Source organism: Amycolatopsis sp. GM8, from assembly GCF_021653975.1.
Classification (GTDB): Bacteria; Actinomycetota; Actinomycetes; order Mycobacteriales; family Pseudonocardiaceae; genus Amycolatopsis_E.
Window position 1 is genome coordinate 891,440 of record NZ_JAJKFK010000001.1, and the last position, 23,724, is coordinate 915,163.

Annotated in this window: 22 protein-coding genes; 11 read left to right on the forward strand and 11 right to left on the reverse strand. The window is 68.3% G+C overall.

The window, feature by feature from the left end; genetic code table 11:
• Window positions 1-31: 31 nt before the first annotated feature.
• On the reverse strand, window positions 32-763 hold the full coding sequence (locus tag LOZ83_RS04285) for a G1 family glutamic endopeptidase (protein ID WP_236788855.1): 732 nt from the start codon (window positions 761-763) through the stop codon (window positions 32-34).
• 158 nt (window positions 764-921) lie between these two features.
• On the opposite strand from LOZ83_RS04285, the gene LOZ83_RS04290 reads away from it, so the two are divergent.
• Window positions 922-2,112 carry an aminotransferase class V-fold PLP-dependent enzyme gene (locus LOZ83_RS04290; RefSeq protein ID WP_236788856.1) on the forward strand — a complete coding sequence of 397 codons (1,191 nt, stop codon included), beginning with the start codon at window positions 922-924 and terminating at the stop codon, window positions 2,110-2,112.
• A 102-nt stretch (window positions 2,113-2,214) separates the two neighbouring features.
• Here LOZ83_RS04290 and LOZ83_RS04295 read toward each other — a convergent pair whose 3' ends face one another.
• Together LOZ83_RS04295 and LOZ83_RS04300 are read right to left on the reverse strand one after the other, a co-directional pair.
• Complete coding sequence (locus tag LOZ83_RS04295; RefSeq protein ID WP_236788857.1) at window positions 2,215-4,500, reverse strand: glycoside hydrolase family 3 N-terminal domain-containing protein; 2,286 nt, start codon at window positions 4,498-4,500, stop codon at window positions 2,215-2,217.
• Window positions 4,497-5,546, reverse strand: coding sequence for a LacI family DNA-binding transcriptional regulator (locus LOZ83_RS04300; RefSeq protein ID WP_236788858.1), 1,050 nt, complete (start codon window positions 5,544-5,546; stop codon window positions 4,497-4,499). The genes LOZ83_RS04295 and LOZ83_RS04300 overlap by 4 nt, the downstream gene beginning before the upstream one ends.
• A 155-nt stretch (window positions 5,547-5,701) precedes the next feature.
• Between LOZ83_RS04300 and LOZ83_RS04305 the strand changes: the two genes are divergently transcribed.
• The 4 genes from LOZ83_RS04305 to xylA are packed head-to-tail and all read left to right on the forward strand — an operon-like array spanning window position 5,702 to window position 9,931.
• Window positions 5,702-6,997, forward strand: coding sequence for an extracellular solute-binding protein (locus tag LOZ83_RS04305; RefSeq protein WP_236788859.1), 1,296 nt, complete (start codon window positions 5,702-5,704; stop codon window positions 6,995-6,997).
• Window positions 6,997-7,938, forward strand: coding sequence for a carbohydrate ABC transporter permease (locus LOZ83_RS04310; RefSeq protein ID WP_236789440.1), 942 nt, complete (start codon window positions 6,997-6,999; stop codon window positions 7,936-7,938). The genes LOZ83_RS04305 and LOZ83_RS04310 overlap by 1 nt, the downstream gene beginning before the upstream one ends.
• The gene (locus tag LOZ83_RS04315; RefSeq protein ID WP_236788860.1) at window positions 7,938-8,756 is read left to right on the forward strand and encodes a carbohydrate ABC transporter permease; all 819 of its coding nucleotides are present in this window, start codon (window positions 7,938-7,940) and stop codon (window positions 8,754-8,756) included. The genes LOZ83_RS04310 and LOZ83_RS04315 overlap by 1 nt, the downstream gene beginning before the upstream one ends.
• Before the next feature lie 17 nt (window positions 8,757-8,773).
• Window positions 8,774-9,931: a xylose isomerase gene (gene xylA / locus LOZ83_RS04320; protein WP_236788861.1), complete on the forward strand. Its 1,158-nt coding sequence runs from the start codon at window positions 8,774-8,776 to the stop codon at window positions 9,929-9,931.
• A 52-nt stretch (window positions 9,932-9,983) separates the two neighbouring features.
• Here xylA and LOZ83_RS04325 read toward each other — a convergent pair whose 3' ends face one another.
• Window positions 9,984-10,784, reverse strand: coding sequence for an IclR family transcriptional regulator (locus LOZ83_RS04325; RefSeq protein ID WP_374202619.1), 801 nt, complete (start codon window positions 10,782-10,784; stop codon window positions 9,984-9,986).
• A 76-nt stretch (window positions 10,785-10,860) separates the two neighbouring features.
• Entirely contained in the window at window positions 10,861-13,182 is a 2,322-nt protein-coding gene (locus LOZ83_RS04330; protein ID WP_236788862.1) for an FAD-dependent oxidoreductase, read from the reverse strand.
• A gap of 937 nt (window positions 13,183-14,119) precedes the next feature.
• Here LOZ83_RS04330 and LOZ83_RS04335 point away from each other — a divergent pair.
• From LOZ83_RS04335 to LOZ83_RS04345, 3 genes are all read left to right on the forward strand, one after another.
• Window positions 14,120-14,860, forward strand: coding sequence for a class I SAM-dependent methyltransferase (locus LOZ83_RS04335; RefSeq protein WP_236788863.1), 741 nt, complete (start codon window positions 14,120-14,122; stop codon window positions 14,858-14,860).
• A 105-nt stretch (window positions 14,861-14,965) separates the two neighbouring features.
• On the forward strand, window positions 14,966-15,436 hold the full coding sequence (locus LOZ83_RS04340) for a calcium-binding protein (RefSeq protein ID WP_236788864.1): 471 nt from the start codon (window positions 14,966-14,968) through the stop codon (window positions 15,434-15,436).
• Window positions 15,433-16,008 carry a class F sortase gene (locus LOZ83_RS04345; protein WP_236788865.1) on the forward strand — a complete coding sequence of 192 codons (576 nt, stop codon included), beginning with the start codon at window positions 15,433-15,435 and terminating at the stop codon, window positions 16,006-16,008. The genes LOZ83_RS04340 and LOZ83_RS04345 overlap by 4 nt, the downstream gene beginning before the upstream one ends.
• Here LOZ83_RS04345 and LOZ83_RS04350 read toward each other — a convergent pair.
• Window positions 15,992-16,615: a TIGR03085 family metal-binding protein gene (locus tag LOZ83_RS04350; RefSeq protein ID WP_236788866.1), complete on the reverse strand. Its 624-nt coding sequence runs from the start codon at window positions 16,613-16,615 to the stop codon at window positions 15,992-15,994. The genes LOZ83_RS04345 and LOZ83_RS04350 overlap by 17 nt on opposite strands.
• Window positions 16,616-16,678: 63 nt before the next feature.
• On the opposite strand from LOZ83_RS04350, the gene LOZ83_RS04355 reads away from it, so the two are divergent.
• From LOZ83_RS04355 to LOZ83_RS04365, 3 genes are read left to right on the forward strand one after another with little or no spacing between them, the layout of a single operon-like run.
• A complete protein-coding gene (locus tag LOZ83_RS04355; protein ID WP_374202620.1) occupies window positions 16,679-17,266 on the forward strand; it encodes an RNA polymerase sigma factor in 588 nt (195 codons plus the stop codon).
• On the forward strand, window positions 17,263-18,432 hold the full coding sequence (locus tag LOZ83_RS04360; RefSeq protein ID WP_236788868.1) for a hypothetical protein: 1,170 nt from the start codon (window positions 17,263-17,265) through the stop codon (window positions 18,430-18,432). The genes LOZ83_RS04355 and LOZ83_RS04360 overlap by 4 nt, the downstream gene beginning before the upstream one ends.
• 13 nt (window positions 18,433-18,445) lie before the next feature.
• The gene (locus LOZ83_RS04365; RefSeq protein WP_236788869.1) at window positions 18,446-19,078 is read left to right on the forward strand and encodes an ankyrin repeat domain-containing protein; all 633 of its coding nucleotides are present in this window, start codon (window positions 18,446-18,448) and stop codon (window positions 19,076-19,078) included.
• 65 nt (window positions 19,079-19,143) lie between these two features.
• Here LOZ83_RS04365 and LOZ83_RS04370 read toward each other — a convergent pair whose 3' ends face one another.
• The 5 genes from LOZ83_RS04370 to LOZ83_RS04390 form a co-directional block, all read right to left on the reverse strand.
• Complete coding sequence (locus tag LOZ83_RS04370) at window positions 19,144-20,547, reverse strand: hypothetical protein (protein WP_236788870.1); 1,404 nt, start codon at window positions 20,545-20,547, stop codon at window positions 19,144-19,146.
• A gap of 123 nt (window positions 20,548-20,670) precedes the next feature.
• Entirely contained in the window at window positions 20,671-21,375 is a 705-nt protein-coding gene (locus LOZ83_RS04375) for an anti-sigma factor (RefSeq protein ID WP_236788871.1), read from the reverse strand.
• A complete protein-coding gene (locus LOZ83_RS04380) occupies window positions 21,372-21,911 on the reverse strand; it encodes a sigma-70 family RNA polymerase sigma factor (RefSeq protein ID WP_236788872.1) in 540 nt (179 codons plus the stop codon). The genes LOZ83_RS04375 and LOZ83_RS04380 overlap by 4 nt, the downstream gene beginning before the upstream one ends.
• Before the next feature lie 20 nt (window positions 21,912-21,931).
• Entirely contained in the window at window positions 21,932-22,861 is a 930-nt protein-coding gene (locus tag LOZ83_RS04385) for a DUF1996 domain-containing protein (protein ID WP_236788873.1), read from the reverse strand.
• 28 nt (window positions 22,862-22,889) lie between these two features.
• Window positions 22,890-23,720 carry a phosphate ABC transporter ATP-binding protein gene (locus LOZ83_RS04390; protein ID WP_236788874.1) on the reverse strand — a complete coding sequence of 277 codons (831 nt, stop codon included), beginning with the start codon at window positions 23,718-23,720 and terminating at the stop codon, window positions 22,890-22,892.
• Window positions 23,721-23,724: the final 4 nt, after the last annotated feature.

The window sequence follows — 23,724 nt, forward strand, 5'->3', positions numbered from 1 at the left end:
GAGACGTCCGACACGCCGTGCGGGGCGAGGGTCAGCCGGTGTAGGAGACGGTGAAGCCGTTACCCGAGGCGTTCGGGTTGGACGGCGTCGAGTAGTCGATACCGTTCTGTCGCAGGATGATCTTCTCCGAGCTCACCAGGCCCGGGTTCGCCTTGTTGACCTGGAGGTTGCTGAAGCCGAAGGTCGAGAAGTGCGCGACCGCCGCCTGCGAGCCGCCGACCGTCGGCGCCTCTTGGACGAACTCGGCGGACTGGCCCCGGCCGCTGTAGCTCTTCGTGGACGACCAGCTCTTGCCCGTCGTGTTGTCCTTGAGCGAAATGACCCATGAGGTACCGCTCGACTTCGCCACCGACGCGGTAATCGAATCGCCGGCCTTGACCGGGACACCGGTAATCGTCACGGAATACGCGGGCAGGATTTCCCACCACGCGGAATATTCGGCGCGACCGTTGACATAATCGGATTCGGTACCGGTCTGGATGAGGTTCGAGTTGCCGTCGCCGTCGATGCCGACCCACGCCGAGGAGTAGGTCGCGGAGCTCGTCGCGGACACCGACGGCACCGTCCAGGTCGCGGCCGCGGACGTGTAGCCGGTGCCGGTTTCGGCGTAGCCGGACCAGTTCGTGGAGTAGGACGCGTTGTGTTGATGGGAGATGAGGTGGTCGGCCGCGTCGACGGTGCCGGCAGCGGGGACGGTCGCCGCACCGAGCGTGAGCGCGGCACCGGAAACGAGAACAAGAAGCCGGCGAGGTGTCCGACTCATTTTATTTCTCCTTTACGGAATGGAGCGGGGAGTACTCCTGGAAAGAATTCCTAACGACCTGCCGGAGCCTTCGGCAAGAATTCGACCGCGAGACCCTACTTTGGTCGGGAACAAAAGGGACGAGGTATCCGCTAGCGGGCACGGTAGAGTCGGTGATCATGCGGATCGAGGATGTGCGGCGGTACCGGGACGAGACGCCGGGCGCGGCCGGTGTGGCGCACTTCAACAACGCGGGCGCCGCGCTGCCGCCCGCGGTCGTGACCGACACGGTGCTGGCGTACCTGCGGGAGGAGGCGCTGGCCGGTGGTTACGAGACGGCCGCCGCGGCCGCGGACCGGATCGACGCCGTGTATGGCTCCGTCGCGCGCTTGTTAGGCGCCGGCGCCGACGACATCGCGCTGACCGACAACGCGACGCGCTCCTGGCAGGCGGTGTTCTACGCGATGCGCTTCGAGGCGGGCGAGAAGATCCTGACCTGTCGGTCGGAGTACGCCAGCAACGCCATCGCCTACCTGCAGGTCGCGCGGCGCACGGGTGCGATCGTCGAGGTCGTGGACGACGACGAATCCGGTCAGGTCGACGTCGCCGATCTCGCCCGCCGGATCGACGGCCGGGTGAAGCTGATCTCGGTGAACCACGTGCCGACACAGGGCGGGCTGGTCAACCCGGCGGAGGAGATCGGCGCGGTCGCCGAGGAGGCCGGGATCCCGTTCCTGCTCGACGCGTGCCAGTCGGCGGGGCAACTCGATCTCGACGTCCGGCGCCTGCGCTGCGACGCGCTGAGCGGCACGGGACGCAAGTACCTGCGCGGCCCGCGCGGCACGGGTTTTCTGTATGTGCACCCGCGGCTGCGTGAGCGGCTCGAGCCCGCGATGCTCGACCTGCACTCGGCGGTGTGGACGTCGCCGGACACGTACGAGGTGCTGCCGACGGCCAAGCGGTTCGAGGTGTGGGAACGCAACTTCGGGCTCGTGCTCGGGCTGGGTGCGGCTGTCGAGTACGCGCTGGCGGTCGGACTGCCCGCGATCGAGGAGCGGGTGACGGCGCTGGCCGCCCGGCTGCGCTCGGAGCTGCGCGAGATCGACGGCGTGACAGTGCGCGACCAGGGCGTGAAGCACTGCGGGATCGTCACGTTCACCACGGAGCAGCTGCCCGCCGCGGAGATCAAGGCGCGACTGGCCGAGGCGAAGATCAACACGTCGGTGACCGGTCAGAGCTCGGCGCAGTACGACTTCACCGCCCGCGGCTTGCCGTCTTTGGTCCGCGCCTCGGTGCACTACTACAACACCGACGACGAGATCGACCACCTCACCGCCGAACTCGCGCGAGTCCTACATTCAGGACGCTGAGTCGGACGCCCAAGACGCCGAGTTCGACAGTGGCGCCACACCGTTTGTCGGACTCGCTGTCTTGAGTGTCGGACTCGGCGTCGCGAGTGTCGGACTCGCGGGTCAGGCCACGGTGGCTGGGGTGGTGAGGACTCGGGTGGGGCCGACTTCGCGGACCGAGCCCACGATGTCGAAGGAACCGGAGCAGGGGAGGTCGGCGGACGAAGGGCCGACGTGGACGTCGAAGCGGCCCGGTTCGACGATGCGGCGCAGGTCGAGGCCGGTGAAGCTGGTGCGGTCCGCGTGCAGGCCGAACGTGACCCGCCTGCTCTCCCCCGGCGCCAGCGCGACCCGGGTGAACCCGGCGAGCGCCAGCACCGGCCGCGTCACCTGAGCCTGCACGTCGTGCAGGTACAGCTGCACCGTCTCCTCACCGGCCCGCTCGCCCGCGTTCCGCACCGTGACCGACACGGACACCGTGCCGTCCGTGGGAATCTCCTTGGCGCTCAAGGAAAAGTCCGAGTACTCGTACGTCGTGTACGAGAGGCCGTGGCCGAACGGGAACAGCGGCGTCGGGTCGAGGTTGCTGATGCCCGCGCTGTTCCCGCCGAGCGGCGGGTGCAGATACGTCCCCGGCGACCCGCCCGGGACCCGCGGCACCTGCACCGGCAGCCGGCCCGACGGCGTGACCCGGCCGGACAGGATGCCCGCCAGCGCCGGACCACCCTCTTCACCGGGCATGAACGCCTGGATCATGGCGGCGGCACCCGCATGCCGGCCAAGCGCGTACGGCCGGCCCGAGACGACCACCACGATCACCGGCGTCGAGGTCGCCAGCAGGGCCGCCACCAACTCGTCCTGCACGCCGGGCAGGCTGAGATCCTCCGCGTCGCAGCCCTCGCCCGAGGTGCCTTCGCCGAACAGGCCCGCCCGGTCGCCGACAACCACGATGCAGACGTCGGCTTCTTCCGCCGCCGCAACGGCTTCCGCGAATCCTGAACGGTCCTCGTCCCGAATCGGGCAGCCGGCCCGCAGCGAGATCGAAGCATCCGGCAGCTCGGCCCGCAAAGCGTCCACAAGGGACGTTGCTTCGACGCCGATGCCCAGTTCCGGGAACCGCGGCAGGACGTGGTTCGGGTACGAGTAGCAGCCCATGAACGTCAGCGGGTCAGCCGCGCACGGTCCGACGACGGCGATCTTCCCGGCCGCCAGCGGAAGCACACCGTCGTTCGCCAGCAGCACCACCGACTTCTCGGCGATCTCACGGGCGATCGCGCGGTTGCGCGGCGAGTCGAGGTCGATCGCCTCCGCCTTCGGCGCCCAATCGGGATCGAGCAGCCCCAGCTCCGCCTTCTGCCGCAGGAGCCGGTGCACCGCCCTGTCCACCAGGTCCTCGGGCACCTCGCCGGACCGCACCAGCTCGATGAGTTCCTTGCCGTAGCAGAGGGTGTCGGGCAGTTCGACGTCCACACCGGCGGCCAGCGCGAGCGCGCCCGCACCACCGACGGAGTCGGCGACCCGGTGCATGCTCTTGAGGAACGCGATTCCCCAGTAATCGGAGACCACGACGCCCTCGAAACCCCATTCGTCGCGCAGGATTCCGGTCAGCAGCGGGATGTTCGCCCCGGCCGGGACACCGTCGAGGTCGACGTAGGCGTGCATCACCGAGCGGGCACCACCGTCGCGAATGGACATTTCGAACGGCAGCAGCATCACGTCACGGAACTCGCGCGGGCCGATGGACACCGGGGCGTGGTTGCGCGCGGCACGGGACGCCGAATACCCGGCGAAGTGTTTCAGCGTCGCCACGATCCCGGTTTTCTCCAGGCCGCGGACGTACGCCGAACCGAGCATGCCGACGAGATACGGGTCCTCGCCGAGAGTTTCCTCGACGCGGCCCCACCGGTAGTCGCGCACGACATCGAGCACCGGCGAAAGCCCTTGGTGCACACCGACCGCGCGCATGTCCGCCGCTATCGCCGCCGACATCCGTTCCACCAGCCCAGGATCGAACGTCGCGGCCCACGCGAGCGCGGCCGGGTAGACGGTGGCGCCGAACGTGGTGAACCCGGTCAGGCATTCCTCGTGCACGATCGCCGGTACGCCGAGGCGTGTCTCGTCGACGATCTCCTGCTGCAGCGCGACAACACGGGCGGCACCGTCCGCCGCCGACACCGGCGCGGTGCCGAAAACCCTTGTCAGATGGCCGATCCCGTCCGCGCGGACCTGGTCGAACGGGACCCCGCCGCGGGCGAACACGTCCTGCATCGGCGCCACGTTGCCGTTGAGCTGTTCGTTCCCCGGCCAGGCACTGCCGAGCTGCGCCACCTTCTCTTCGAGCGTCATCTCGGCTCGCAGCGCCTCGGCGCGCTCATCGGGCGAAAGCGACCTGTCGTGCCAGCGCGTCATCGTGCTCCTTGCTCGGAGATCGGGGCTGTCGAGTCGCGGACGACGAGGTTCGTCGCGAGTTCGACGTGATGGGAGTCCAGGGTTTCGCCGCCTGCCAAGCGAAGCAGTGTGCGCAGCGCGACGCGGCCCATGTCCTGCAACGGCTGGCGGACCGTGGTCAGCGCCGGAGTTGACCATTCGGCCAGCACGGTGTCGTCGAAGCCGACCAGGCTCAGGTCGTCCGGCACGCGCAGGCCACGGCGGCGGGCCGCTTCCAGCACACCGAGCGCGGCGGCGTCGTTGCCGGCGAAGATCGCGGTCGGCGGTTCGTCCAGCGCCAGCAGCCGGGTGCCCATGTCGAGGCCGTCGCTGTACTCGAAACCGCCGTGCAGCACCAGATCCGGGTCGGCCGCGCAGCCCGCGTTCTCCAGTGCCGCGCGGTAACCGTGCAGCCGGGCCTGGCTGCACGACGCCTGCGCCGGCCCACCCGCGTACGCGATCCGCCGGTGCCCCAGGCTCAGCAGGTGCCCGGTGGCGGCGAGCCCACCTGACCAGTTCGTCGCGCCGACGCTGGTCACCTCGACGCGCGGCAGGTTGAGCGGATCGATCACCACGAGCGACAGCCCGGCGCGGGCGAAACCCTCCACCTGGGCCAAACTCAGCTCGGAGGTGACCACGATGAGCCCCTCGCGACCGCTGCTCTTGAGCCGTTGCGCCCAGCTGTCCTCCGGGGTCAACGGTCCACTTTGGACGGGCACCGGCAGCCGGCCGATCACGACGTCCACGCCGGCCTCGGCACCGGCATCCGTGACACCACGCAGGATTTCGAGCGAGTAGGTGCTGTGCAGGTCGTCGAACACGAGGTCCACGACGCGCGCGGGCGGGACGGTGCGACGGCCCGTCTGCGGCACGTACCCGAACTCGCGGAGCACCCCTTCGACGCGGGCCCGGGTCGCGTCGGACACGTCGCCCCGGCCGTTGAGCACCTTCGAGGCCGTCGGCAGCGAAACCCCGGCGGCGTCGGCCACCATCGCGAGCGTCGCTCGCTTGCCCGAACCAGCCGGCACGCCAACCTCCCGTATCGGAAAAATTTCGGCCACTCTAACCCCGGCTATTCCCGTTGCACCAGTCCCTTGACGAGGCACAACGACCGGTTTAAGTTCCGTGCCACACCATAGTGTTTCCGAAACTTTTCGGAACCTTCGATGGGGAAGGCACGACGATGACACTGGGCAAGCGCCGGGTGGCGCTGATCGCGGCGGGCTTCGCCGCACTCCTGACCTTCACGGCGGCCTGCGGCAGCAGCGGTCCGTCGGGCGCGAGCGGCAGCACCCCGTCGGCCTGGGCGCTGACCGGCGGCGACGAGCAGACCTTCCGCACCTCCTTCACCGACGCCAAGATCGACGGCCAGTTCTTCGGCAACGACGCCTACAAACAGAAGATCCGGTCCGCCGTCGGCGCGGGCCAGGCACCGACGCTGCTGTTCAGCTGGGGCAACGGCGGCCTGCTCAGGTCCTGGGTGGACGCGGGCAAGGTCATGGACCTGACCCCCGAGGTGCAGAAGGACCCGACACTCGCGAGCCGGTACCTGCCCTCCGTCGCGCAGACCGGGGTGATCGACGGCAAGACCTACGCCGTGCCCAACAACGGCATGCAGCCGGTCGTGCTGTTCTACAACAAGGAGCTGTTCACCCGGATCGGCGCGCAGCCGCCGAAGACCTGGGACGACCTGATGGCGCTGGTGCCGAGGTTCAACCAGGCGAACATCGCCCCGTTCTCGATCGGCGGGCAGAGCAAGTGGCCGCAGCTGATGTGGGAGGAGTACCTCGTCGACCGGATCGGCGGGCCCGACGTGTTCAACGCGATCGCGGCGAACAAGCCGGACGCGTGGTCGGATCCCGCGGTGATCCAGGCCAACACGATGATCCAGCAACTGGTCGACGCCGGTGGGTTCATCAAGGGCTTCAACTCGATCGCCACCGACTCCAACGCCGACACCGCGTTGCTGTTCACCGGCAAGGCCGCGATGTACCTGATGGGCTCGTGGGCGTTCCCGACGATCAAGCAGGCGGACCCGGACTTCATCTCCGGCGACAAGCTCGGCTACGTCACCTTCCCCACGGTCACCGGCGGCAAGGGCGCGCCCGACGACATCGTCGGCAACCCCGCGAACTACTGGTCGGTCTCGGCCGGCGCCAGTGACCAGCAGAAGCAGGCGGCGGTCGACTACCTGCGCACCGGCGTGATGAACGACTCCTATGTGGACAGTCTGCTCGCCAACGGTTCGGTGCCGCCGGTGAACGGGATCGAGGCGAAGCTCGCCAAGACGCAGGACCCGCAGTATCTGTCCTATGTGTACGGTCTGGCGAGCAAGGCGCCGAACTTCCAGCTCTCCTGGGACCAGGCGCTCTCACCGGGACAGGCCGACGCGCTGCTGAACAACCTCGACCAGCTCTTCCTCAAGGAGATCACGCCCCAGCAGTTCTCGGCCAACATGAACGCCACGATCGGCCAGTGATGGACGCTCCCACGATCGCCTCCGAACCGGTCGAACTCGGGTCGAAGGCCGTCGGCAGGCCCGGTGCGGGACACCCCCGCACCGGGCCCAGCCCACTGATGGCCGTGCCCGCGCTGGTCTTCTTCGGTGTTTTCGCCCTGCTGCCACTGGGCGGGGTGGTCGTGCTGAGCCTGATGCGCTGGGACGGGATCGGCGACCCGTCGTGGACCGGTTTCGGCAACTGGGTCACCACCCTGTCCGACCCGGCGACCTACCACGCGATCTGGCTGAGCCTGCAGGTGATGGTGGTCAGCTGGCTCTTCCAGACCCCGGTCTCGCTGCTGCTCGGCGTGCTCCTCGCCGGGCGCGGCAGGTACCGGGCCGTGCTGGGCGTGCTGTACTTCCTGCCGCTGCTGCTGTCCGCGGCGGCGATCGCGATCGCGTTCAAAGCCTTGCTGGACCCCAACTTCGGGATGAGCCGGGCGTTCGGCGTCGCCGCGCTTTCGCAGGACTGGCTCGGCGACCCGACACTCGCACTGTATGTGGTGATCTTCGTGATCGGCTGGCAGTTCATCCCGTTCCACACGCTGCTCTACCAGGCCGGTGTGCGGCAGATCCCGCGGCAGCTGTACGAGGCCGCGGAGATCGACGGCGCGGGCCGGGTGCGGCAGTTCCTGTCGATCACGTTGCCGCAGTTGCGGTACACGATCATCACCTCGTCGACGCTGATGCTGGTCGGCTCGCTGACCTACTTCGACCTCGTGTTCGTGCTCACCGGCGGCGGGCCGGGCGACGCGACCCGGTTCCTGCCGCTGGACATGTACCTCAACGGGTTCTCCAACAACGACATGGGCCGCGCGAGCACGCTCGCCGTGCTGCTCGTCGTCGCCGGCCTCGCGCTCTCGCTCGGGCTCGCCCGGCTCGCCGGATTCCAGCGTGGCAGCCAGCTGGAGGGAGCCTGATGCGCGCCCGCCCCAACGTGCCCGCCGGGATCGCCGGGTTCGTCTGGCTCGTCATCGTGCTGGTGCCGGTGTACTACATCGTCGTGACGAGCCTGCGCGACCAGCGCGGGTTCTACGACGCGAACCCCCTCGCCATTCCAGCGAACCCGACGCTCTCCAACTACGATCTGGTGCTGCGCAACGACTTCCTGCGTTACTTCCTCAACAGCGCGGTGGTCACGCTCGGCACCGTCGCGATCACCGTCGCGGTCTCGCTGACCGCCGCCTACTACGTCGTGCGCGGGCGCACCCGGTTCTCCGGGGTGACCTACAACGCATTCCTGCTAGGCCTGGCGATCCCGTTGCAGGCGACGATCATCCCGATCTACTACCTGATCACCCGGGCACACCTCTACGACACGCTGCTCGCGGTCATCCTGCCGTCGGTCGCGTTCGCGATCCCGCTGTCCGTGGTCATCCTGGCCAACTTCCTGCGCGACGTGCCGAACGAGCTGTTCGAGTCGATGCGGGTGGACGGCGCCGGGCACTGGCGGATGCTCGTGAGCCTGGTGCTGCCGCTGGTCAAGCCCGCGGTGGTGACGGTGGCGGTCTACGACGGGCTGAACGTGTGGAACGGCTTCCTCTTCCCGCTGATCCTGACGCAGAGCTCTGACCAGCGGGTCCTGCCCATGGCATTGTGGGCATTCCAGGGTCAGTTCCGGGTCAACATCCCGGCGGTGCTCGCCGCCGTGCTGCTGTCCACGCTCCCGGTGCTGGCGCTGTACATCCTCGGCCGGCGGCAGCTCGTCACCGGGCTGACGGCCGGGTTCGGCAAGTGAGTTTCGAAGGAGTTGCAATGGCGGATTACACCCCCACCCGTGAGGACAGGTTCTCGTTCGGGTTGTGGACCGTCGGCTGGCAGGGTGTGGACGTCTTCGGCGGTGCGGCCCGCCCGCCGCTCGACCCGGCGGAGTCCGTGCACCGGCTGTCCGACCTGGGCGCCTACGGGGTCACCTTCCACGACGACGACGTCATCCCTTTCGGGTCCTCGGCGGCGGAGAAGGAGGCGGCGCTCAAGCCGCTGCGTGAGGCGCTCGCGGCGACCGGCCTGCAGGTGCCGATGATCACCACGAACCTGTTCTCGCACGCGGTGTTCCGCGACGGCGGGTTCACCAACAACGACCGCGACGTGCGCCGGTTCGCGCTGCGCAAGGTGCTGGACAACCTGGACCTGGCCGCCGAGCTGGGCGCGCGCACTTTCGTCTGCTGGGGTGGCCGCGAGGGCGCCGAGTCGGGCGCCGCCAAGGACATCAAGGCCGCGCTGGACCGGTACAAGGAAGCCGTCGACACGATGACGCAGTACATCGTCGACTCCGGCTACGACCTGCGGATCGCGATCGAGCCGAAGCCGAACGAGCCGCGCGGCGACATCCTGCTGCCCACCCTCGGGCACGCGCTCGCGTTCATCACCGAGCTGGACCGCCCGGAGCTGGTCGGGCTCAACCCCGAGGTCGGGCACGAGGAGATGGCCGGGCTCAACTACGCGCACGGGCTCGCGCAGGCGCTGTGGCACGGCAAGCTGTTCCACATCGACCTCAACGGCCAGCACGGGCCGCGGTTCGACCAGGACCTGCGGTTCGGCGCCGGCAACGCGCGCGGCGCGTTCTGGACCGTCGACATCGTCGAGAACGGCGGCTACGACGGGCCGCGGCATTTCGATTTCAAGCCGCCGCGTACCGAGGACTTCGACGGGGTCTGGGCCTCGGCCGCCGGCTGTATGCGCAACTACCTGATCCTGCGGGAGAAGGTGCGCGCGTTCCGGGAGGACCCGCAGGTACGGGAGGCGCTTTCCGCCGCACGGGTGGACGAGCTTTCCCAGCCCACGCTCACCGAGGGCGAGAGCCTGGCCGCGTTCCGCGCGGAGGAGTTCGACCCCGAGGCCGCGGCCAAGCGGGGGATGGCGTTCGAGGCGCTGGACCAGCTCGCCATCGAGCACCTGTACGGGGTTCGCTGAGCTGGTCCGTCACCGTCCGTGCGCACTCCGGTGCGCACGGCTCGCGGTGGCGTCAGCAGGCCTTGACCACGCCTGAATGGCCCTTCGCCGACGGGGCGCCGAGCGCCCGCGAGATGCCCCGGGCGGTCGCGGTGATCACCGGCACCAGTGCCCGCGGCTCGCAGTCGTCGATGTGCACGACCAGGCCCAGGGCGGCGACCACCTCGTCGCCCACGCCGCGGATCGGCGCCGCGATCGCCACGCCCTCCAGGGTGATCTGTTCCTCCGCGACGGCGACGCCGGTGTGCCGCACGTCCGCCAGCGTGCGGCGCAGCACGTTCGGGTCGGTCACGGTTTTCGCGGTGTAACGCTTGAGCGGGCCGTGCAGCACGCTTTCCTGTACTTCCGGCGTGGAATAGGCCAGCAGGACCAGACCGGTGCCGGTCACCTGGAGGGGCCAGCGCTGCCCCAGCCTGCTCAGCACGGTGACCGCGCCGCGGGCCCGGAGCGTTTCGACGTACACGACCTCCGACCCGTCGCGCACGGCGAGATGCACGTGGGCACGCGTGGAATGGAACAGGTCCTCGAGGTAGGGCTGGGCGAGTTCGCGCAGCTCCAGCCCGCGCGGGGCGAGCGCGGCGAGCTCCAGCAGGTGCAGGCCGATGCGGTAGTGGCCCTCGGCGTCGCGTTCGAGTGCGCCCCAGTTCATCAGTTCCCCGGCCAGCCGGTGCGCCGTGGTCAGGGAAAGCCCGGCGCGGCGGCTGATGTCGCTGAGGGTGAGGCTGCTGCGGCCCGGCGCGAACGCGTCGAGCACAGCGAGAAGTCGTCCGGCTGCGGTCATCGGCGTGGGCGCGTGCGACAGTAACCTCTCCATGGCGGCTCCTCGGGTCGACGGTGACCTGGGTCACCGCCAGGCTACCGCGATTCCGCCTCACCACAATGGTGCTTGATCACGGTTCGGCCACGACGACAGCGGGTAACCGCCGGTTGAAGTATCCAATGTGGACGGTCTGGCCCGGCTCGCCGAGGCGCGCCGGCAGCCAGGCGTAGGCGATCGCCGTGCCGATCGTGTAGCCGTAGGCGGCGCTCGTGACGTAGCCGACGCACGTTTCGCCGTCGTACACCGGTTCCTTGCCCATGACGACGTCGCCGAGCGTGAGGCGGCACAGCTTCCGCTCCGTGTTTTCCTTACGCCGCAGCACGGCTGCCTTACCGAGGAAGTCCTTGCCTTCGTCGACCGCGAAGCCGAGGCCGGCCTCGTACGGGTCGTGCTCGAAGGTCATGTCCGTGCCGAACGCGCGATGCCCCTGTTCGAGCCGAAGGCTGGTGAACGCGTCGTGCCCGGCCGCGATGACGCCGTGTGGTTCGCCGGCTTCCCAGAGTGTGTCCCACAGTTTCGCGCCCATGTCGGCGGTCGTGCACAGCTCCCAGCCGGGTTCGTCCAAATAGGACGAACGCAGTGCGGTCACCGGCACGGTACCGAGGTAGCCCGGTATGGTGATCAACGGTCGCACGACGTCGCGGGCCCGCGGTCCCCACACGCCCACACAGCAGGTTCCGGCTGTGCTGTCGCGGATCCACGTGTTGGCCGGGAGATGTCTTCGCAGCCAGTCGAAATCGAGGTTGCTGTTCGCGCCGATGAGGAACAGTCTGGGTTTGAGCCGGGCCACCGTGACGTCGCCGCGGATGCCGCCATCCTCGTCGAGGAGCAGGCAGTAGGCCACCGAGCCGACGGGTTTGTCGATGTCGCCGGTGACCATCCACTGCAGGAACCCGAACGCGCCAGGCCCGCCGACTTCGAGCCGTTTCAGCGACGTCATGTCATACAGGGCAACGTTTTCCCGGGTGGTCCGCGCCTCGGCGGCGCTGATCGGGGACCAGTACCACGCCACCCATTCGTCCGGCTGGGGCACGTCCCGCACCCGTCCGGCGTTCGCTTCGTACCATTGTGGACGTTCCCAGCCGCTCGCTTCCAGGAAGTAGGCGCCGAGTTCTTGTTGCCTGGCATAGAATGGACTTGTCCTCAGTGGACGCGGCTCCTGAATCGGTTCGAGCGGGTGCTTGACGTGGTAGACCTCGGTGAAGTTCTGGCACACTCGGGTGTGGACGTACTCTGGTGCGAGCTGGTGTGGTTCGAACCTGTTCACGTCGCACTCGTGGAGGTCGAACGATGAGCAGTACCCGTCGGCGATCCATTCCGCCATCGCCCGGCCGACGCCTGCCGAGTGTGTCGCCCACACCGCTTCCGCCACCCAGAACCCTGATATATCAGGGGATTCGCCGAGCAGTGGCATGTCGTCGGCGGTGAAGGAGAGGAGACCGTTGATGCCTTCCTCGATTTTCGTCTCACGGGTCGCCGGGAGGAGGGAATTCGTCTCGCGCCACGCTTCGGCGAAGTCCTCCTCGGTGAATGGCTGTATTGATGGCATTCCTTCGGCCGCGTCGACACTCAGGATGTCGTCGACGTCGACGGGCATCGGGCGGTGCCCGTAATATCCGATGCCGAGTGTTTCGAACCGCTCGCGGTAGTACAGATCTCCGTCCTGGTGCCGCACAATCGGATGGACCGCTTCCTCACGTTGGCCGGTTGGTATTTGTCCGGTCCACGCGAACTGGTGGGCGAGTGGGGTGAGTGGCAGGTTCATGCCGACCATGCGGGCGATCTTCGGTCCCCAGATCCCCGCGCAGCACACGACGATGTCCGCCGGCACTTGCCCTTTGTCGGTGATGACGCCCGTTACCCGGTCGCCGACTGTGCGGATGTCGAGGACTTCGTGTTGTTCGAGGACCCGCACGCCCCGATCTTGGGCGCGGCTGAGCTGCGCATCCACCGCGCCGACGGCTTTTGCCAGCCCGTCGGTCGGGACATGTAGCCCGCCGAGTACCTGGTCGCGGTCAAGCAGCGGGAAGAGTTGAACGCACTCGTCCGGCTCGATCACCATTCCGTCGACGCCCCAGGCGGTGAGCCAACCCTGGCGCCGGTGCAATTCGGTGAGACGTGCCGGTGTGGTCGCGATTTCGAGGCCACCTATGGGAAAATAGCACCCGAGGCCACGGAACTTGTCCACCGTGTACCGCGCGAATTGTGTCATAATTTTGGCACAATTGGCCTGGAACACCAATCCTGGTGTGTGTGACGATGATCCACCGGGTGCCGGCAACTCGCCCTGTTCGATGACGGTAATGTCGTCCCAGCCGCGGGCGGACAACTCGTCAGCGAGCGCGGCCCCCACAACCCCCGCGCCGACAATGACAACCCGCGATCCGGCCATCATGGCTCCCCCGGTGCGCTACAAGTAACACTCGGTGAGTGACGCGACAACCGTAACCGACCAGGTAGATCGCTACAAGCCTCGCTGACCTGGGAACACCGGCTCTCGGACACAACCCTCCCCGCTCCCCGCACCCCGCAATGAGCCGCGCCACCACCACCTCACCCCGCGCGCCACAGGCAAACTCACCGACACAGCGGGCAAACTCAGGCGCGCAGCCAGCAAACTCACCCGCACGGCAAGCCAACTCACCCACCCCACGGGCAAACTCACGCGCACAGCCAGCAAATTCACCGACACAGCGAGCAAACACGCCCGCGCCACAAGCAAACACGCCGGAACCTGGAACCCGGCCGCGAAACCCGGTCCACCGGCAAAACGCACCGGAACCCGGGCCACCGCCAACCAGCCCCCGGAACCTGGCAACGGAACGCAACAACGAAAGCAGCCCATCCACACCTCCCCCAACCCCGATAGAAAGCCGCCCTAGCGGTTGGCACGTCGTGTCAAGGGTGACCGCGCCAGCGGTCATCGCGCAGCGACGCCGAAGGCGCCCTTGATACGACGTGCCAACCGTTAGACGATCGGCCATCGGGGTGGGCCCGGCGGACAACGTCGCGCGGAGCGCGACGCCCTCGCGCGGAGCGCGAGGGAAAAGATCAAAAGATGTCCTCGCCGGACGGGCTGGCTCCAGGATGGCCAGGCCCAAAGGGATCTCACCTTTCCGAGGTGGTTGAGTTGGGTGGTCATCCCGTCGCCTGCGGTTTTCGAATATCACTTTTCCTCAGAGCCGCAAGCTCTGGTCTCTCGGCCGCCAGCCGGGCAGGAAGGTTGCGGCCCTGACGAAAAGTGATCGTTCCTGTGACAGGCGACGGGATGACCACCCAACTCGATCCGTGGCCGCTTCGCGCCCCGCGATCTGGGCTAGCGTCAACTCATGACGGACCCTGTCTTCGACATGGCGGACCTCTTCGGCGAGGACTACCTGTACTTCTATGCCGACCGGACCGGAGACGAGCGCAGCGACGCGGACACCGAGTTGATCTGGCGGCTCCTGGAACTCGAGCCTGGTATGGAGGTACTCGATCTCGCCTGTGGGCACGGCAGGATCGCGAACCGCTTGGCGGCGCGGGGTTGTCACGTCACCGGGTTGGACGCCACCCCGTTGTTCCTGCAGCGGGCGCGTGGGGATGCCGAGGCGTGGGGCGTTTCGGTCGACTATCACCACGGTGATGTGCGGGACCTGCCGTGGGCGTCGCGATTCGACCGGGTCGTGAACTGGTTCACGTCGTTCGGATATTTCGACGATTCCGGAAACCGTAAAGTAATCTCCGAGGTGGCCCGCGTACTCCGCCCCGGCGGGGAGTTCATTCTCGAACTCAATAATCTGCCGTGGCTGTTGCGAAATCTCCAATCGAGTGTCGTCATGGAGCGCGAAGGAAATCTGCTCGTCGACCGCAACGAGTTCGATCCGTTGACCAGCCGGGTATTGTCACGACGAGCCGTGATCCGCGACGGGAGACACCGTGACCTGCGGTTCTTCACGCGCACTTTCGGCTTTCCCGAGCTGCGGCAATGGCTGCACGAAGCCGGTTTTTCCACGGTCGCGGCATACGGCGACGGCGGTGATTCACTCACTGTTCACAGCCGGCGTTTGATCACCGTTTCCACCCACTAAGCGTCAATCATTTTCGGCGAAATTGCGCGGTAACGTTCCCGTTTCCGGAGACGACAGGGTGCACAAAGCGGCGAATGGTCGCACTCTGGAGGAAAAGGAACATTCATGCCCAAGATCAGTCGTGTGCTCGGTACGGCGGCCGCGGTCGGCGCCATTGCTCTGCTCGGTCCCGCGCCCTTCGCCCTCGCGCAGGGCGGAGTCCACTCTGCGGCGACGGCCGACAAGGACTGCGGCGATTTCCAGTATCAGGAAGACGCGCAGGCCGTCCTCGACGCGGACCCGTCCGACCCGAACCGTCTCGACGCCGACAACGACGGAAAGGCGTGCGAGACGCTGCCACACCGGGCAGGCCAGGCAGCCACCACGAAGAAACCCGCAACCACGACCAAAACCGCCAAGTCCAGCACCTCGGCCCAGGTGAAGGTCAAGCCGGTCGGCGGGGTGGACACCGGCGGCGGTGACAGCACCGGCGGCACAGGCAGCGACGCCGCGGCGTTCACACTCGGCGGGATCGCGCTCGCCGGGACGGCCGGCGCGGGAACCCTCTTCGTCATGCGGCGGCGCGCGCAGCGATGAGCCGTCCGACCTGGCGCCGGTGGCTCGCACTGCTGGCCATCGGCGCCACGCTCACCGCCTGCGGTGCGGAACCCCAAGCACCGCAGGCGATACAACAGGTCCAGACCGCACCAGCCGCCGGACCCCACCCGGCGACGCTGGAGATCCCGGCGATCGGTGTCCACACTGGACAGATCATCGATCTCGCGCTGACCCCGGGCGGGGAGCTCGAAGTCCCGAAGGACGCACGCACGACCGGCTGGTTCACGGGCAGCCCGGCACCCGGTGAAGTCGGCCCGGCCGTGCTGGCGGCACACGTCGACTACAACCACGTCCCGGGAATGTTCAACCGCCTCAAGGATCTGCACGCGGGTGACCAGGCGATCGTGCACCGCGCGGACGGCAGCACCGCGACGTTCACCGTCTACCGCGTCGCGAGCTACCCGAAGTCGGGCTTCCCGACGGACGAGGTCTACGGCGACACCGCGGGCCCCGAGCTGCGGCTGATCACCTGCGGTGGCGCGTTCGATCGGTCGAGCCGGAACTACGAGGACAACATCGTCGCCTTCGCGAAGATCACAGGCCTCGGTTGAGTGCCTTCAGCTTGCCGATCGCGGTGTCGTCGCCTTCGAACTCGACGCGGACCGCGTCGCGGCCGAAGACGAACAGCAGCAGCTCCACCGGCGCCCCGACGAGGGTCACCGGATCCGGCCCGGCCTTGACCGCCGCTTCTTGCCCGTCGGGTGTGCGCAGCAGCACGCCGACGGGCGACTTGCGCAGGTTGAGCTTCGACACCCCCTTCGTGGCCCGCCACGCGGCCTCGTCACGCGCCGGGTCGGCGTCGCGCGGCTCCCAGCCATCCTTGCCGCGGCGGACATCCTCGTGGTGCACAAGGAATTCCGAGCCGTTGGCCGCCTCGTCCACCGCGCCGATGCGCATCGGCGAGAACCTCGGCCCGGACCGCACGAGCTCGACGAGCTCGTTCCACGGTTTCGCGGCGTACCGGTCCTGCACCCGCTTCGTGTACGACGCGAGCTGCGGCAGCATGATGCCCGCGGCAGCATCCGGCCGGCGCTCACGCACCACGAGATGCGCGGCGAGATCGCGCGTCTGCCAGCCCTCGCACAACGTCGGCGCATCCGGCCCGACCTCATCGAACAGCGCACTGAGCGCCCGGCGCTCATCGGTGGCGATACCCATACCACGAAGATTACCTGCGAGTAGCGCGTAGCGTCGCAACATCGGGCCGGGTGCCGGCCACTGATGGGTGTGACCATTCAAGAGGGTGGCGTGGGGGTGCCGGTGGCCGCGGGGGACGGCGAGCTGTGGCGCCGGGCCGCGACCGGTGACCAGGGCGCCTTCACCGAACTGTTCGAACGTCATGCCCAAGCGGTGTGGAACCACGCCTACCGGCTCACCGGATCGTGGAGCGCGGCGGAGGACCTGACGTCGAACACGTTCCTCATCGCGTGGCGGAAGCGGGCCGACATCACCCTGCTGCGTGACAGCGCGCTGCCGTGGCTGTACACGGTCGCGGGCAACCTCGCGCGCACCGAGCACCGCGGCGCGAGCCGCCGCTTACGGCTGCTCCGGCGCCTTCCCGAGCCGCGTGAGGTGTCCGATCACGCCGACAGCGTCGCCGAGCAACTCGACGGCGAAGCGTTGCTGCGCACCGTGATCGCGGCCGTCCGCACCCTGCCACCCGCGCAACGCCAGGTCGTCGAACTGTGCCTGCTCGGCGACCTGTCGATCGCCGACGCCGCGACACTGCTCGACATCGCCGAGGTCACCGTCCGCGCACACCTGTCGCGCGCCCGCGCCCACCTTCGCACTCTGCTGGAGGACCAATGACGACCACCCTTCCCCCACGCCGCGAACTACCGCCGGAGGTCCGCGCCCGCCTGCGCGAGACCGTGCTGCGTGGGATCGACCGCCCGCCCCGGCGCGGTGGGCTGCTCGTCGCGGCCGCCGCGGTCATCGTGCTGGTCGCCGGCGCGGTCGCGGCCGTGCAGCTCGTGAAGCCCGTACCGGATCCGACAGCGTCCGACGGCGGCGGTCCGTTCGACCGGTGCTGGGCCGCGGCGGAACAGGCAGGCAAAACCGATCGGCTCCCGGCCCTGAACACCTGGACGATGATTTCCATGGCGTCGCAGGGCGACGACATCGTCATGGGCATCACCGCCTCGGGCAAGACGATGTTCTGCGAGATGACCGCGACCACGGTGACCCTCTCGGATCCGAACGCGAAACCGGCCTACGCCAAAGGCACCCACACCGCCCTGCTGCTCTACACCGCGACCGGACTCGCCGCGGGATTCGCCGACCCGTCCTGGCAAGGCGTGGAGCTGTCCTTGCCGAACGGGATCGGCGTGACCTACACCTGGTTCGACACCAAGGACCGGCATTTCGCGATGTTCACCGGGACCGATCCGGCCACGACCCAGCTGTCCGCGGGCAACTCGGTCAAGGGCCAGACCAAACGCCCTGGCCCGCGGGCAGCCCTGCCACCGGCGCCCGCGCCGCTGTTCAGCATCGTCGACCGGCCCGCGGACCGGGCGTCCCGGGAGGGCAGCGCGCTCGGCGCCTGCCTGGCGGCGCTGCCCGGACCACTCGACGGCGCCGACGGCTACCAACCCGGCGCGCTGCTCGAAAACGGGCCCTACCAAGTGATTCTGGCCCGGAACGCGGAACACGCGATCGCGTGCGTGACCGATCCGGCCCGGCCGAAGACCCAGCTTTACCAGGACACCTTCATCGGTGCGTCGATCCCGGTGCGGCGGCTGTCGGTGCCCGAACTCGGCGGGCGGGTACCGTTCGTGGGAATCACACCACCGTCGGCCCAGTCGATGATCGCCGACTTCGGGAACGGGGCACCTGTGTATCCCGAGGTCCTGCACGGGACCTTCGCGTGCTGGCTGCCGGCGGACGCGAAACCGATCGAGCGCGGGAACACCTGGGTCCGGGTGGATGACGACCGCGGTGCCGCCTTGTTCAACGGCTACATACCGATGAAATGAGTACGCTGGCCCGATGGCGGACGACGCCGAACTGATGACGTTGATCAAAGCGATCGTGGCTGACGACGCGGCAAAGGTGTCGGCGTTGCTCGCTGATGCACCGGCATTGGCGAGCACGCGAGCAATGCTGCGAGGTGCGACAAGGCAAACCGCGGAACAGTATTTCTTCGCCGAGATCGGGCATTACGTCTACGCGGGCGATACCGCCTTGCACATCGCGGCGGCCGCGTTCCGGGCGGCGATGATCAACGAACTCCTGGCCGCGGGAGCAGATGTGCAGGCCCGGAACCGGCGGGGCGCTCAGCCACTGCACTACGCCGCGGACGGCAATCCGGGGTCGCGGAGATGGGACCCGGAACAGCAACGAGAAGCGGTCCGCTGTCTCCTCGCCGCCGGGGCCGATCCCAACGCTGTGGACAAAAGTGGTGTCACGCCACTGCACCGCGCGGTGCGCAATCGCTGTGCGGCTGTCGTCGAGGCGCTCCTCGACGGCGGCGCCGATCCCCGCCGCCCGAACAAGAACGGCTCGACGCCGGCCCAGCTGGCGCGCTGGACGACCGGCCGGGGCGGGAGCGGATCCCCGGCGGCGCGGGAGCAACAGGAGGAGATCTTCCGTCTGCTGCGACGCCACGGCGTCACCGTCTAGGCCCAGGCACGGCAAAGGCGGGGTGGGCCCCCAGGCGCCCACCCCGCCGAAACCCGGTCTGCCGGTCAGCTGTCCCCGAAGCGGATCGACGCCACCTGCTTGTCGAACCCGATCGCACCGAGGTCCGGCACGCTGTCGGTGATGATCTTCGACTCACCCGTGCAGTTCGGGCCCTTCCACAGCTTCACCGGCCCGCCCGTGAGCTGGATCGAGGAAACGTTGGCAGGGTTGGGAACCGCGACACAGCCCGGACCGGCGACGCCCGACGATCCGGTGGGCTCGCTGAAGTTCTTGCCGCTGTCCAGGATCGCGCTGCCGTTGCCCAGTGTCACCGTGCCGGCCGACGAGGGCGCGGTGGCCGGCGCGCTGCTGCTCGCCGGGGCGCCGCTCGGCTGGGCACCGTCCTTCGGCAGCACCTTGCCACCGTTGGGCGAGACCGCGAACCAAGTACCGCCAACGCCTTCACCGTTGGTCTGGCCCGCCTTGGTGTCGCCGGAGAAGCGGTAGACGGCCCAGCCGTTGATCGTGACCTGACGCGTACCGTCGGCACGGGTGAGGACACCGATCTTCGAAGCCGGCACGCCGTTGACGAAGATCCGCGAACCGGGCTTCACCAGCACCGGCGGCCATTTCTTGGCGCAGTCGCCGTTGCAGTTCGAGGTCGGCGGCTTCGGCGAGTCGTTGTCGAAGCGGTACAAGGTGAATCCGGCGCCGTCGTGCACGATCGGGTTGAGGCCGCCGGCCGAACCGCGGGTCAGCTGCACCCATTTCATCGCCGCGTCGTCAGAGCGCGGGCCCTTGTAGAAATCGCCCGCGTTCGGGTCGGCGTTGTTCTCCTTCGCGGTGCCGGTCTGGAATTCGATGCCGCCGGGCCCGGTGCCGTTCTGCGCTTCCTGCGCCTTTTCACCGTCCGGCGTGCTGCCGAACCAGGTGCCGCCGATGCCCTGCCCGTTGGTCTGGCCCGCCTGGGTGTCACCGCTGAACCGGTAGAGCGCCCAGCCCTTGATGGTCAGCTGCAGGTTGCCGTCCTTGCGGGTCAGCACCCCGACATCGTTCTGGTCCACACCATTGACGAAGACCTTGCCACCCGGCTTGATGGTGACGGGCGGCCACTTGACGGCACAGTCACCGTCGCAATTGGACGCCGGCGGGTTCGCCGTGTCGTTGTCGAAGCGGTAGAGCACGAAGCCCTTTCCGTTGAGTACCACCGGGTTCAGCTTTCCGGCGGAGCCCGCGTCGAGCTCGACCCACTGCTGCGCGGCCGCGGTGCCCGGCGCCGCGAAGTCGCCGGTGTCCTTGGGTGCGTTGTTGTCCTGCGCCGTCCCGGCGACAAAGGCCACAGTGGACACCGCACCGGCGTCGAACACGGGCCGGCCCGCCGTAGTGTCCGCACCGCCGCCGCAGGCGGTGAGGGCGGCAACTCCGACCGCCGTCAGGGCAGCGAGCAGCACGGCTCGTTTACGTAGCATTTTCGGGAAACCCCCTTGTGGGGACCGGAATCTTCCGGCCGCTGAAGTCTTTCGGGGGGTAGACGGTCCCGGCGGGCGGGCGAGTTCAATCGACATCTGTGACCTGGGTCACAGGGCAAAACGTCAGATCGCGACCTGCACGAACTGCTTGCCATCGGTGTTCTCGACGAGCACCGAAGCCACATTCCCCGGGTCGATCAGCGCCGAGCCGTCGAGGTTGGTGCCTTCCTTGGCGCCCTTGTCCGACACCAGCCAGCTGCCCGCCTGTTCACGGGTGCCGTCCTTGCCGACGACCACGACCCGGCACTTCTGCCCGGCGGGAATGCCGGTGACCGAGGCGTTGACCCGCACCCAGCCGGCGGCAGGTGTGACGCCGACGGTGAGGCGTGCCCCGGTGGCCGCGTCGGTGCCGCTGGCGAACCGGGTGCCGGCGGGCTGGGCGGAGGCCGGCGGCGGCGCGGCGACGGGCGGCGCCGAACCATCGGTCGTGCGGCCGACGACGACGCCCACCCCGATCGCGGCGGCGGCCACGACGACGGCGGCCACGGCGGCGAACGCCCGGGTGCGGCTGCGGGCCCCGGTCGACTCCTTGCGGACCTGCCGGATCGTGCGCTGCAGCAACAGATCGGCGTCCGGGGGCGGCCCGTCCAGCATGGCTTCGGGCGGCAGCGCGGCGAGCTGGGTCTGGGTCTCGATCAAGGAGTCCACCTCTTCCCGGCACTGCGGGCACGTGGCCAGATGGTCCTCGACCGCGCGGCGCTCCTGCTCGCTCGGCTCACCGAAGAGATACTCGACGAGGTCGACATGTAGCTCGCCCTGATCGCTCATGCGACTCCCTCCGCCCGTTCCGCCTTGAAGAACTCGCGCAACGCCCGCAACCCGTAGTAGGACCGCGACTTCACGGTGCCCGGTGGGATGCCCAGCTCCTTCGCGGCCTCGTCGATGGACCGACCGCGCAGGTAGGTCTGCTCCAGCACCTCACGATGCTCCTGCTTGAGGCTGTCCAGCGCGGACAGGACCGTCATCGAGTTCACCACATTATCGGAGTGGTCGCGCTCGACCGGCACGGTCACCGGCGATTCGGCCACCTCGCGCGGGCGCGCCTTCTTGGCGCGCACCGAATCGATGACCAGGTTCCGCACGACGGTGAGCAGCCACGCCCGGGTCGAACCCTTGCCCTTGACCAGGATCTCCGGGTTCCGCCAGGCGCGCACGAGCGCCTCCTGGACGATGTCCTCGGCGGCCGCCCGGTCGGCGAGCAGGCGGGTGGCGTAGCCCAGCATCGCGTTCCCGTGCTCCTCGAAGAGGGTGCGCACGAGCGCTTCGTCGGCCACCTCACGGCGACGGGTCTTCAACCCGGCCATCGGCTGTTTCCTCCACGGTCTCAGGCAACACAGTGCTGTCCCGAGTTCACACAGGCTACAACAGCGGCCATCACCGCGTCAGGCATGACGTCGATGTAGTCCGCGTGATCGGCGATCGGGGAATTCTTCTCTTCGGGAAAGGTGTCGATGAGGTAATCGGCCCCGGCCGGGACCGAATAGGCAAGCTCGATGTGCAGCCGGGGCACCGGGAAGGTGCCGATCGGGCAGGCTCCCGCGGAATCCGGGAAGACGGTCTGCGACCGGTGGTCCGCGCTGTCGGTCGTGCGCCCGTTCCAGCAGCTGGGGAAGTCGTACCGGCGCAGCACCTGCTGACCGGGACCGCACCGCGGGTACTGCCGGGTGACATGCCCGCCCGCGCCGGAACAACTCCACTGCACGTGCTCGGTCATCTTGCCGCCGCTGGAAAATCCGTGCGCGTTCCCGGTACTGGCACGGAGAAACTCGGGCATCGGGACGACGTCCGCGACGGGGTTGCCCTGATACTCGATCACCACGGAATCCGGCACCAGGATCCGGCCGGCGACGCGCAGCACCGGCCAGTAGTAGACCGACTTGTCGCCGTCCGGGCAGGTGGTGCCGGCCGCGGCGAGACTTTCGTTGGTGGACAAGGCATTCGTGGACACGTTGCCGACGTAGTCGTGCAGGTGATGGGCCCCGCCGACCTGGCCGGGGCTCGCGACGAGGTTGTCGGAGTTGTACCTGCCCTCGGCGTTACGGCCGCAGTCGATGCGCCACGAACCGGGCGGTGGCGCGGGCGCGAGCGGGCCCGCGCGCAGATCCTGCTCGGTCGTGAAGTCCGTGAGGTCGACGACACCGTGTTCGTCGTGCGACGGCGGGGCGAGCACCCGGTAACCGAAAATCGACGCGGGAACCGCGGCCAGCACCAAGAGCACGGTGACGACGATCCAGCCGGTCGTCCACCTCTTCACGGTTTTCCACTCTACTGGGCGACAGAACTCAGCCGAACCGCCCGTTGACGTAATCCGCGGTGCGCTGGTCCATCGGTGCGTCGAACACCTTGCTCGTGGCGCCGTGCTCGACGATCGCGCCGGGCGTCCCCTCCTCCGCGAGGAAGAACGCGCACTGGTCTGACACGCGTCGTGCCTGCTGCATGTTGTGGGTGACGATGACGATCGTGACCTCGTCGGTCAGCTCGGCGATCGTCTCCTCGATCCGGCGGGTCGAGGTCGGGTCGAGCGCGGAGCACGGCTCATCCATCAACAGCACGGCCGGCCGCACGGCGAGCGAACGCGCGATGCACAACCGCTGCTGCTGACCGCCCGACAGCGCGCCGCCGGGCTGGCGCAGCCGGTCCCGCACTTCCTTCCACAGCCCGGCGCGGGTGAGGCATTCCTCCACGACGTCGTCCCGGTCGCCGCGGCGCACCTTGGTTCCGGTGAGCTTCAGCCCGGCCGTCACGTTGTCGTAGATGGACATCGCGGGGAACGGGTTGGGTTTCTGGAACACCATGCCGATATGGCGGCGCACCTCGGTCAGCTTCCGCGCCGGGTCGTAGACGTCGGTGTCGCGGAGCAGCACCTCGCCGGCGAGGGTGGCGCCGGGGATGAGCTCGTGCATGCGGTTGAGGATCCGCAGAAACGTCGACTTGCCGCAGCCGGACGGGCCGATCAGCGCGGTGACGGCGTGCGCGGGCATGGTGAGCGAAACCCGGTCGAGCACCTTGTGATCACCGAACCAGGCCGACACCGCGCGCGCCTCGAGCGTGGCGGAGCCCAGCTCCGCGTCCGGCAGGTCCAGCGGCTGGGTGATCGTCACGTCGTCCTCCATGTTC

Excerpts from the sequence above, each read along its gene's own strand:
- LOZ83_RS04315 (WP_236788860.1), top strand. The coding sequence starts at position 7,938 with ATGCGCGCCCGCCCCAACGTGCCCGCCGGGATCGCCGGGTTCGTCTGG.
- LOZ83_RS04305 (WP_236788859.1), top strand. The coding sequence starts at position 5,702 with ATGACACTGGGCAAGCGCCGGGTGGCGCTGATCGCGGCGGGCTTCGCC.
- LOZ83_RS04375 (WP_236788871.1), bottom strand. The coding sequence starts at position 21,375 with ATGAGCGATCAGGGCGAGCTACATGTCGACCTCGTCGAGTATCTCTTC.
- LOZ83_RS04365 (WP_236788869.1), top strand. The coding sequence starts at position 18,446 with ATGGCGGACGACGCCGAACTGATGACGTTGATCAAAGCGATCGTGGCT.
- LOZ83_RS04285 (WP_236788855.1), bottom strand. The coding sequence starts at position 763 with ATGAGTCGGACACCTCGCCGGCTTCTTGTTCTCGTTTCCGGTGCCGCG.
- LOZ83_RS04345 (WP_236788865.1), top strand. The coding sequence starts at position 15,433 with ATGAGCCGTCCGACCTGGCGCCGGTGGCTCGCACTGCTGGCCATCGGC.
- LOZ83_RS04355 (WP_374202620.1), top strand. The coding sequence starts at position 16,679 with ATGGGTGTGACCATTCAAGAGGGTGGCGTGGGGGTGCCGGTGGCCGCG.
- LOZ83_RS04330 (WP_236788862.1), bottom strand. The coding sequence starts at position 13,182 with ATGGCCGGATCGCGGGTTGTCATTGTCGGCGCGGGGGTTGTGGGGGCC.
- LOZ83_RS04325 (WP_374202619.1), bottom strand. The coding sequence starts at position 10,784 with ATGGAGAGGTTACTGTCGCACGCGCCCACGCCGATGACCGCAGCCGGA.
- LOZ83_RS04290 (WP_236788856.1), top strand. The coding sequence starts at position 922 with ATGCGGATCGAGGATGTGCGGCGGTACCGGGACGAGACGCCGGGCGCG.
- xylA (WP_236788861.1), top strand. The coding sequence starts at position 8,774 with ATGGCGGATTACACCCCCACCCGTGAGGACAGGTTCTCGTTCGGGTTG.
- LOZ83_RS04295 (WP_236788857.1), bottom strand. The coding sequence starts at position 4,500 with ATGACGCGCTGGCACGACAGGTCGCTTTCGCCCGATGAGCGCGCCGAG.
- LOZ83_RS04340 (WP_236788864.1), top strand. The coding sequence starts at position 14,966 with ATGCCCAAGATCAGTCGTGTGCTCGGTACGGCGGCCGCGGTCGGCGCC.
- LOZ83_RS04380 (WP_236788872.1), bottom strand. The coding sequence starts at position 21,911 with ATGGCCGGGTTGAAGACCCGTCGCCGTGAGGTGGCCGACGAAGCGCTC.
- LOZ83_RS04360 (WP_236788868.1), top strand. The coding sequence starts at position 17,263 with ATGACGACCACCCTTCCCCCACGCCGCGAACTACCGCCGGAGGTCCGC.
- LOZ83_RS04310 (WP_236789440.1), top strand. The coding sequence starts at position 6,997 with ATGGACGCTCCCACGATCGCCTCCGAACCGGTCGAACTCGGGTCGAAG.
- LOZ83_RS04350 (WP_236788866.1), bottom strand. The coding sequence starts at position 16,615 with ATGGGTATCGCCACCGATGAGCGCCGGGCGCTCAGTGCGCTGTTCGAT.
- LOZ83_RS04370 (WP_236788870.1), bottom strand. The coding sequence starts at position 20,547 with ATGCTACGTAAACGAGCCGTGCTGCTCGCTGCCCTGACGGCGGTCGGA.
- LOZ83_RS04390 (WP_236788874.1), bottom strand. The coding sequence starts at position 23,720 with ATGGAGGACGACGTGACGATCACCCAGCCGCTGGACCTGCCGGACGCG.
- LOZ83_RS04335 (WP_236788863.1), top strand. The coding sequence starts at position 14,120 with ATGACGGACCCTGTCTTCGACATGGCGGACCTCTTCGGCGAGGACTAC.